Here is an 8,025-nt window from a genome sequence, read left to right on the forward strand (position 1 = left end):
CCACAGCGCTGCGTTGCCGCCGCGCTGTGGGCCCGCCCCGTTTTTATCGTGCGGCGTCAGGGCGTCATCACGCCGGGCAACCGGCGCGGCGGCGCAGGCGCAGCCGGCCCGGCAGCACGCGCAGCATCAGCGCGCCGACCGCGGCCACGGTGGCCACCACCGTCACGCCCGTCCAGCCCCAGTTCGCCAGCGCCAGGCTGCCCAGCGCGCCGCCGGCCGCCATGCCGATGAACACGCTGACCATCAGCACGGCATTCAGGCGGCTGCGAGCGGCCGGATCGATGCCGTAGACGATGCTCTGGTGCGCGATCAGCGCCACCTGGATGCCCAGGTCAAAGCCGATGGTGCTGGCCGCCAGAAGCCACAGGCCGGATTCGGGCGACAGCAGCGGCAGCAGGGCCATGACCGCGAAAGACAGGGCGGTCAGCGCGGCGCCCAGGCGGCTGACGGCATGAGGGCCGCGCCGGTCGGCATAGCGCCCGGCCAGCGGGGCCGCCAGGGCGCCGGCGGCACCGGCCAGGCCGAACGCGCCGGCTGCGGCCGAGCCCAGGTGGAACGGTTCGCCATGGAGCATCACGGCCAGCGTCGACCAGAACGCGCTGAAGCCCAACGACAGCAGCCCCTGCGCGATGGCAGCGCGGCGCAGTTCGCCGTGCTGGCGCCATAGCCTGCCCAGCGAACGCAGCAACTCGGTGTAGGGCAACTGCGTGGTCGGCGCGAAGGCGGGCAGGCCGCGCCACAGGGCCACGCCCAACGCCAGGATGGACGCGGCGGCCGCCAGGAACATGGCGCGCCAGCCGAGCTGCTGCGCCACGACGCCGCTGATCACGCGCGACAGCAGGATGCCCAGCAGCAGGCCGGTCATCACCGTCCCGACGATACGGCCCCGATGGGCTGGCGGCGCCAGCGTGGCGGCGGCGGGCACGATGTCCTGCGCCAGGGTGGCCGACAGGCCGATGGCGAAGCTGGCCGCCAGCAACACGCCGGCCGACGGCGCCAGGGCCGCCAACAGCAGGGCCGCGGCCAGGGCGGCGACCTTCATCAGCACGATGCGCTTGCGGTTGTAGCGGTCGCCCAGGGGCGCCAGCGCCAATATGCCAAACGCATAACCAAGCTGGGTCAGCGTGGGAATCCAGCCCAGCTCGGCGGCGCTGGCGTGCAGGTCGGTGCCCAGAATACCGAGCATGGGCTGGTTGTAATACAGCGAGGCGACCGCCAGGCCGGCGCCAATGGCCAGCAACAGCACGAGCCGGGCGGAAAGTTCCTGGGGAGCGGTGGGGGTGTGAGCGTCGGGGGGCATGAGAAATCCGTTCGGAATGATGCACTGCAACGTGCGAATGGGGCAGATTCTGCTCGCCTGCGGGCCCCTTGGGTAGCCGTCGCCGGGGTAGATCCGTTATACGATCGGCGTATGACCAAGTCCGCCCTTTCCCATTTCGCCTCGGCTGCCGGCACTGACCGCATGCTGCTGGTCGAGACCTTCGTGCGCATCGTCGAGGCAGGCAGCCTCTCGGCCGCCGCCCTGCAACTGGGCGCCACCCAGCCCACGGTCAGTCGCCGGTTGCAATTGCTGGAGCGCACCCTGGGGGTCCGCCTGTTGCAGCGCTCCACCCACGCCATCCGGCTGACCGACGACGGCCAGCGCGGCTATGAACGCGCGAAAGCGTTGATGGCCACCTGGCAATCGTTCGAAAATGACGTGCGGGGCGCGGGCGAGGAATTGGCCGGGACGCTGCGGGTGGTGGCCCCGCACGCGTTCGGACAGAACCAGTTCATGGAGCCCCTGGCCAAGTACCTGCAGCAGTACCCAGGCATGCGCGTGGAATGGCTGCTGCATGACCGGGTGCCGGATTTCGTGGCGGAAAACATCGATTGTGCGATCAAGGTCGGGCCGGTGTCGGACCCTTCCGTGGTCGCGCTCAAGCTGGGCGAGGTGCCTCGCAGCGTCATGGCGGCGCCGTCCTTGCTGGCGGGCGGCCCCGTGCCGCAACATCCTGCCGAGCTGGCTCGCCTGCCCTGGCTGGCGCTGCGCACGTTCTACCGCGACGAAGTCTGCCTGACGCATTCGCAGACCGGCGAAGTGGCGTGTTTCGATATCCAGCCGCGCCTGTCCACCGATGGCTTGTATGCGCTGCGCAAGGCGGCAGTGCTGGGCCTGGGAGTGGGCATCGCCTCGGCGTGGGCGCTGCGCGATGAGTTGGCCAGCGGCCAATTGGTGCTGCTGGCGCCTGACTGGCAGGCTGCGCCTTTACCGGTGCACCTGGTCTATGCCCCGTCGCGATTGCAACCGGCCCGCCTGCGGCGTTTCATCGAGACCATGCGCGAACACCTGCCGGCAGAGCTGTGCGAAAGCCTCAAGCAGGCCAAAGCAGGCACAAATTCGAAGGCCAGAGCCGGCCAGAAGGCCCAATAACGCCGTTTCAGGCCATTGTCCGGGCCGAATTGCGACAAGTGGCATTGGCCGTTGCCACAATGGCAGGTTCCTTGCATTTTGTGTGGAAAGTGGGCGCTAGGCATTGACCTGGCCATCGGCCAGAATTTCCCTATCGATACAACAGGGGAAAATAATGACGACATTGCTCACTACCACCGACGTCGCGAAGATCGTGGCCGCACAGGGCCCGCGCAAGGTCTTCGAGGACCTTCTGGACTATCTGCTGGCCGATTACCTGCGCTGGCAGGAGTTCGATAAAAGCGCCCGCGTGGCCAGCCATTCCGATACCGGCGTGATCGAATTGATGCCCACCGCCGACAGCGACCTGTACAGCTTCAAGTACGTCAACGGCCATCCGGGCAATCCGCTGGCGGGCCTGAGCACGGTGATGGCCTTTGGCGCGTTGGCGCAGGTCCACACCGGCGAGCCGCTGCTGATCAGCGAACTGACGCTGACCACCGCGCTGCGCACCGCCGCCACGTCGGCACTGGCCGCCCGCGCCCTGGCTCGTCCGGGTTCTCGCACCATGGCGCTGATCGGCAACGGCGCGCAAAGCGAGTTCCAGGCGCTGGCGTTCCATCACATCCTGGGCATCGACACTTTGCACCTGTACGACGTGGATCCGGCCGCGACCGACAAGCTGGCGCGCAACCTGGCGAACGTGCCGGGCCTGCACCTGCGGCGTTTCGACAGCACCACAGCCGCGGTCAAGGGCGTGGATATCGTGACCACCGTGACGGCCGACAAGGCCTACGCCACCATCCTGACGGTCGACATGATCGAGCCGGGCATGCACATCAATGCGGTGGGCGGCGACTGCCCCGGCAAGACCGAACTGCATGCGGATGTGCTGCGCGCCGGCTCGGTGTTCGTCGAATATGAGCCACAGACGCGCATCGAAGGCGATCTGCAGCAGATGCCGGCGGATTTCGCGGTGACCGAACTGTGGCGCGTGCTGACCGGCCAAAGCGCAGGCCGCCGCGACGCGCAGGAAATCACGGTGTTCGATTCAGTGGGCTTCGCGCTGGAAGACTTCTCGGCGTTGCGCTGGCTGCGCGACAGCGCGGTCAAGCACGGCATCGGCGTACGGGTCGAAGTGGCGCCGCGCCTGGCCGATCCCAAGAACCTGTTCGAGCTGGTGCGTGGCCGCCAGGCCGCAGCCCGGGCCAGCCAGGTGGTGCTCAAGGACTAGGGCCTGCGCGAGGCTCCTTTCCGTGCTGACAGGGCCTGGGTCGCAGGGGGGGCGTCGGGCGTCTCGTGCGACACCGGCCGGCCCAGCAGGTAGCCCTGGAAGTGCGAGCAGCCTTCCTGCGTCAGGCGTTCCAGCTGGGCTTCGGTTTCGACGCCCTCGGCCGTGGTCGGGATATCCAGGCTGCGGCCGATGCCATTGATGGCGCGGATGATCGCCAGCGCCTCTTTGCTGGACTCGACGTCCTGCGTGAACGATTTGTCGATCTTGATCTTGTCGAACTCGAAGCTGCGCAGATAGCCCAGCGACGAGTAGCCCGTGCCGAAGTCGTCCAGCGCCACCTTCACGCCCAACTGCTTGAGGCGGTTCAACGTGTTCAGGTTGGCCTCGGAATTGGCCAGCAGCACCGATTCGGTGATTTCCAGTTCCAGGCGGCTGGCCGGCAGGCCCGACGTGGCCAGGGCGGATTCCACCAGCGAGACCAGTGCATTGTTGGTGAACTGGGTGGGCGACAGGTTGACCGCCACGGTCTCGTGCGGTGCCCAGGTCATGGCCTCGCGGCAGGCCTCATGCAGCGTGAAAGCGCCCAGCTCGTGGATCAGCCCGGTTTCCTCGGCGATGAAGATGAAGTCGTTGGGCATGATCAGCCCCTTTACCGGGTGCTGCCAGCGCATCAGCGCCTCGCGCCCCACCGTGCGGACGTGACTGATGTCCTTGATGGGCTGGTAGTGCAGGTGCAGCTGATGCGACAGGATCGCCTGGCGCAGGTCCATTTCCATTTCGTGGCGCTTGAGCGCGGCGGCCTCCATTTCGGGTTGGAAGAACGCCAGGCAGTTACGGCCGTTGCGTTTGGCTTCGTACAGCGCCATGTCGGCGTAGCGCAGCAAGTGGTCGGCGCTGCATTCCTGCGCGCTGGCCGTGGCGATGCCGATGCTGACGCTGACCGGCACCGTGTGTCCGTCCACCTGGAATGGCTCGCGCACCGCGTCGATCAGGCGCTGCGCCATCTGGCGCAGATCATCGGTTTTCTCCACGCCGGGCAGCACCACGGCGAATTCGTCACCCCCCAGGCGTGCCAGCGTGTCCTGCTCGCGCAGGTTCTTGGCCAGGCGGCGGGCCAGTTGGCGCAGCAGTTCATCGCCGTATTGATGGCCCAGGGTGTCGTTGACGCTCTTGAAGTTGTCCAGGTCCAGGCACAGCACGGCGGCGGTGCGTGCGGGGTAGTCGGGGTTGAGCGCCTTGAGCAGTTGTTCGCGGAAGAGTCGGCGGTTGGGGATGCCGGTCAGGGTGTCGTGATGCGCCATGTAGCGCACCTGGGCATGGGCGGCGTTTTCGTCGGTGATGTCGTCGGCGATGAGCAGCACATAGCGCGAGCGTGGATCGCTGCTGTGGAACACCAGCGTCTTGCTGCGCAAGGTACGCGGGCCGCCCGGGGAGGTCAGTTCTTCCTGGCCGGCTTCGCGCAGCGCGCCATCGGACCGCAGCGCGTCGTTGGTCAGGCGGTCGAAGAACTCGTGCACGGCGGGCGGCAGGCATTCCTGCACGGTCTTGCCCTGCATCTGCTCGCGCGTGCCGCCGAACATCGTTTCGGCCTGGCGGTTGGCCAGCAGGATGCGGCGCGATACGGCGTCCAGCACCAGTACGCACGAGGGGATGTGCGAAACCACCGCTTCGAGGAAGCTCGACAGCGAGGTCAGTTCGGTGTTGTAGCGCTCGGCCAGGTCCTTGGCGCGCAGCAGCTGCAATTCGCGTTCACGGCGTTCGGTGCAGTCGCGCGTGATCTTGGCGAACCCCATCAAGGCGCCGGCGTCATCGTGGATCGCATCGATGACCACGTGGGCCCAGAACGGCGTGCCGTCCTTGCGCATGCGCCAGCCCTCGGCTTCGAAACGGCCCTGGCTGCGGGCGATTTCCAGCCCCCTGCCCGGTACGCCGGCAGCCTGGTCGGCCGGGCTGTAGAAGCACGAGAAGTGCTTGCCCACGATCTCGTCCCGCGTGTAGCCCTTGGCTCGCTTGGCCCCGGCATTCCAGTTGGCGACGGTGCCGTCGGGGTTGAGCATGTAGATGGCGTAGTCGATGACACCTTGCACGAGGTGCCGGTACATGACGTCGGAGTTGTCGATGATCATTGGCTTGAGCGGGGTATGGCGGGATTCGCGGCAATACGTTTACGTCGCGCGGCCGCGATTATTTACCGGCGCCGCGAGAAAAGGCCGTTCCTTGCCAATCCTGGCGCATTGAGTCGAATCGTTGCGATGGCCGGCCGGCGGCGTCAGAGCTTGACGCGCTGCTTCAGGGCCTGCGTGATCATGGCGATGTCGATGTCCTGCCCGGGATGCTTCTGGCAGAAGTCGTACAACACGGCGATATAGGCGTTGCCCAGCAGCTTGGTGATGGCGCCGGCCGTGGTGGCGGCAATGGTGCCGCCCACGGCGCTGCCCGCACCAGGAATGAACTTGAGCAGGCCGGACACGACCGACCGCCCCACCAGGGTGGCGGCAGAGGCGCCCAGTGTGGACGTGACCAGCGTGCTGATGGCGGCGGTGTTCAATTCCATGCCGAAGGTGATGCCGATCTTGGCGATCATGCCCACCTGGATCGGCACCAGCGCGACCGCGTCCGAGAAAGGAATCGGTGCGGCGGCGGCGGACGCGGCCAGGCCGGCCGCGATGTTCACTTCTATCTCAGCCCGCTTTTTTTTTACTTCCAGGGCCTTCTTGTTGCGGGTCGACAGCGCGTTGGCGTAGGCCCGCTGCTGCGATTCAGGGATGTACTGCGCCGTGGCTTCGATCAGCGCGTCCAGGCCCATCGGCGGCAGGTCCGCGTCCAGTTCCTCGATGCGTTCGGGCAGCGCACGCACCGCCACCACCTGCCGGGCGCGCGGCAGGAGCTTTTCGGCTTCCTGCTGGAAGGGGCTGTTCTTGCGGGCCTTGGTGAGCACCGTGATGACGGGAATGCCGGCATCGGCCAACAGTGCACACAGTTCGATTTCGGCGTCTTCGACGCGGTGGCTGCTGTCCTGGATGCAGAGCCAGGCCACATGCAGGTGCCGGTCCTGGTCTTCGGCCACCGAGCGTTCGCGGATCAGGTCGGCCAGCTGCTGGCGCGACCGCGCGTAGTCGCCGACTTCCAGGCCGCGCGTGTCGATGATGGTGAGCGGATGGCCGGGCCGCGAGAATTCCTGGGTCGTCTGCGTGACCGGCTTGCCCGCGCCGGTCTTGGCGAGGTCGCCGCGGAACACGGCGTTGATCAGGGTGCTCTTGCCCACGCCCGTCTTGCCGGCCACCAGGATGTTGACGCGTCCCGCGCCGCGCGTGGCGGTGCTGATCGCGTCCGCGATGGCATCCTGCAATTGGGGGGAATCGTGGCGGGGGGGTGTCATGGGCGGCTGCGAGAGGGCAAGGCAATGCCTGATTCTAGCCACAAACGCGAACGGGGCCGGATCCGGCCCCGTGGCCCGCCTAGTACAGGTGCTCTGCCTGCGGAAAGCGGCGGGCGCGCACGTCGTCGGCGTAGCTGCGCGCGGCAGCCTGGATGCGGTCGGCCAGGCTGTCGTAGCGTTTGACGAAGCGTGCCGTGCGCTCGAACATGCCCAGCATGTCGTCCACGACCAGCACTTGGCCGTCGCAGTCGACCGATGCCCCGATGCCGATGGTGGGGCACGCAATGGCGTGGGTGATGGCCTGCGCCAGCGATTCGACCACACCTTCGATCACGACCGAGAACGCGCCGGCGTCGGCCACTGCAGAGGCATCGGCGGCGATGCGGGCATATTCGGCTTCGCCGCGTCCGCGCGCGCCGTAGCCGCCCAGGATGTTGACCGCCTGCGGCGTCAGGCCGATGTGCGCCATGACGGGAATGCCGCGCGCCGACAGGTACGCGATGGTCGGCGCCATGGCCTGGCCGCCTTCCAGCTTGATGGCGCCCGCGCCGGTTTCCTTCATGACGCGCGCGGCCGACCGAAAGGCCTGTTCCGGGCTTTCTTCGTAGCTGCCGAACGGCATGTCGACCACGACCAGCGCCTGGCGCGAGCCGCGCACCACGGCCGCGCCATGCGCGATCATCATGTCCAGCGTGACCGGCACCGTGGAAGGCAGGCCGTAGAGGGTCTGCGCCAGGCTGTCGCCCACCAGCAGCGCGTCGCAGTGCGGATCCAGCAGCTCGGCCATGCGCGCGGTGTAGGCGGTGAGCATGACCAGGGGCTCGGCGCGCTTGCGTGCGCGAAAGGCCGGGGCGGTCATGCGGCGGGGGGGCGCGGGGGGGGGGGGGGTTAAGGGCTGTGTCTTTTAAAAATCTTCCAGCCCCCCAGACCCGTTTGGCCCTCTCCTATGCCGTGTTTTTTTTTGAAAAAAAAAAAAATAAATCTATAGAACGTATCAGTTATGCGGACACATCGCATGTT

Annotated in this window: 6 protein-coding genes; 2 read left to right on the forward strand and 4 right to left on the reverse strand. The window is 67.0% G+C overall.

Going from position 1 to position 8,025, the window contains the following annotated elements:
- Positions 1–67: 67 nt before the first annotated feature.
- Positions 68–1,300 (reverse strand): MFS transporter, encoded by a 1,233-nt coding sequence (locus AC6LJ2_RS29645; RefSeq protein WP_498152733.1) that lies wholly within the window; start codon positions 1,298–1,300, stop codon positions 68–70.
- Between the two features lie 111 nt (positions 1,301–1,411).
- Between AC6LJ2_RS29645 and AC6LJ2_RS29650 the strand changes: the two genes are divergently transcribed.
- Together AC6LJ2_RS29650 and ocd are read left to right on the forward strand one after the other, a co-directional pair.
- The gene (locus AC6LJ2_RS29650; RefSeq protein ID WP_445657983.1) at positions 1,412–2,413 is read left to right on the forward strand and encodes a LysR family transcriptional regulator; all 1,002 of its coding nucleotides are present in this window, start codon (positions 1,412–1,414) and stop codon (positions 2,411–2,413) included.
- A gap of 154 nt (positions 2,414–2,567) precedes the next feature.
- Positions 2,568–3,626, forward strand: coding sequence for an ornithine cyclodeaminase (ocd, locus tag AC6LJ2_RS29655; RefSeq protein WP_445657984.1), 1,059 nt, complete (start codon positions 2,568–2,570; stop codon positions 3,624–3,626).
- On the opposite strand, the gene AC6LJ2_RS29660 is transcribed toward ocd, so the two are convergent.
- From AC6LJ2_RS29660 to panB, 3 genes are all read right to left on the reverse strand, one after another.
- A complete protein-coding gene (locus tag AC6LJ2_RS29660) occupies positions 3,623–5,752 on the reverse strand; it encodes a sensor domain-containing protein (protein WP_498152734.1) in 2,130 nt (709 codons plus the stop codon). The two genes, ocd and AC6LJ2_RS29660, sit on opposite strands and share 4 nt — an antisense overlap.
- Before the next feature lie 143 nt (positions 5,753–5,895).
- A complete protein-coding gene (locus AC6LJ2_RS29665) occupies positions 5,896–7,005 on the reverse strand; it encodes a YcjF family protein (protein ID WP_498152735.1) in 1,110 nt (369 codons plus the stop codon).
- Between the two features lie 79 nt (positions 7,006–7,084).
- Positions 7,085–7,864 (reverse strand): 3-methyl-2-oxobutanoate hydroxymethyltransferase, encoded by a 780-nt coding sequence (gene panB, locus AC6LJ2_RS29670; RefSeq protein ID WP_263912915.1) that lies wholly within the window; start codon positions 7,862–7,864, stop codon positions 7,085–7,087.
- Positions 7,865–8,025: the final 161 nt, after the last annotated feature.

This window comes from Achromobacter sp. 1014246743 (assembly GCF_059760725.1).